The organism is Neisseria sp. P0022.S010, from assembly GCF_051956635.1.
The window spans coordinates 1-1,561 of record NZ_JBQCXF010000636.1 but is presented as its reverse complement, the minus strand read 5'-3'; the positions used below and the strand labels follow the sequence as shown (position 1 = coordinate 1,561).

The window sequence follows — 1,561 nt, the reverse complement described above, 5'->3', positions numbered from 1 at the left end:
GAGCAAAGGCCGTCTGAAAATAGGATTTCAGACGGCCTTTTATATTAGACGTTATAGAATAGATGGTTGCTAAAGCCTCATGGTTTTAAATTTGAATACAAAACAAAACGCCGTCTGAAATTTCAGACGGCGTTTTCTGTCAAATTAGCTTACAAACCTGGGAACATGCCTTTCATTCCCTTCATGCCTTTGGCCAAACGCATCAGTTTGCCCAAACCGTTGCCGCTGAACATCTTCATCATTTGTTGCATTTGTTCAAACTGTTTGAGCAATTTATTCACTTCCTGCACGGTTGTGCCCGCACCCATTGCAATACGGCGTTTGCGGCTGGCTTTGAGCAGGGCAGGGTTGGCGCGTTCTTTAGGGGTCATCGAGTTGATGATGGCTTCTACTTTGCCCATCGCTTTTTCAGCCGTGCCTTCGGGGATTTGTTTCGATATTTGGCCCAGTTCGCCCGGCATTTTCGACATCAGGTTTTCCAAGCCGCCCATATTGCGCATCTGCTGGATTTGTTCTTTAAAGTCGTTGAGGTCGAAGCCCTTGCCTTTTTGCAGCTTTTTCGCCATTTTGGCGGCGGCTTCTTCATCAATGCCTTTTTGAACGTCTTCAATCAGGGTCAATACGTCGCCCATGCCGAGGATACGGCTGGCAAGACGGTCGGGGTGGAAAGGTTCGAGGCCATTGATTTTCTCGCCGACACCAATAAATTTAATTGGTTTGCCGGTCACATGGCGTACGGACAATGCCGCACCGCCGCGCGAGTCGCCGTCCATCTTGGTCAATACGACACCGGTCAGCGGTAGGGCTTTATTAAATGCCTGAGCGGTATTTACCGCATCCTGACCCAGCATGGCATCAATAACGAACAAAGTTTCAACCGGGTTGACCGCCGCATGAAGCGCTTTGATTTCGTTCATCATCTCTTCATCGATTGCCAGGCGGCCAGCGGTATCGACCATCAAGACATCGTAAAAATGTTTTTTGGCGTAATCGACGGCGGCAGTGGCAATCTCAACCGGTTTTTGGTTGGTATCGGATGGGAAAAAGTCCACGCCGACCTGTTCGGCCAACAGACGCAGCTGTTCAATCGCGGCAGGGCGGTAAACGTCGGCAGATACCACCAAAACTTTTTTCTTCTGATCGTTTTTCAGCAGGCGGGCGAGTTTGCCGACGGTTGTTGTCTTACCGGCACCCTGCAAACCGGCCATCAAAACGATGGCAGGAGGTGAAACCGATAAATCCAATGTTTTGTTTTCCTTGCCCATCAATTCGACTAAGGCTTGGTTGACCACACCAATAAAGGCTTGGTCGGGCGTCAGGCTGCCGACGACTTCTTGACCAAGGGCCTGTTCTTTGACTGTGTTGACGAATTCTTTAACGACGGGCAATGCAACGTCGGCTTCCAGCAGGGCAAGACGAACCTCGCGCAAGGCCTCTTTAATATTGTCTTCGGTCAGCGTTGATTGGCCGCGAATATTTTTAAGTACCTTGCTGAAGCGGTTGGTCAGGTTGTCTAACATACTTATCCTTGATAATGAGAATAGCTGCCCAATACAGGGCA

1 protein-coding gene is annotated in these 1,561 nt (G+C 49.5%); it reads right to left on the bottom strand.

The features are described from left to right. Positions 1 to 149: 149 nt before the first annotated feature. Positions 150 to 1,520: a signal recognition particle protein gene (gene ffh, locus ACTHUT_RS20195; protein WP_250601545.1), complete on the bottom strand. Its 1,371-nt coding sequence runs from the start codon at positions 1,518 to 1,520 to the stop codon at positions 150 to 152. Positions 1,521 to 1,561 lie beyond the last annotated feature (41 nt).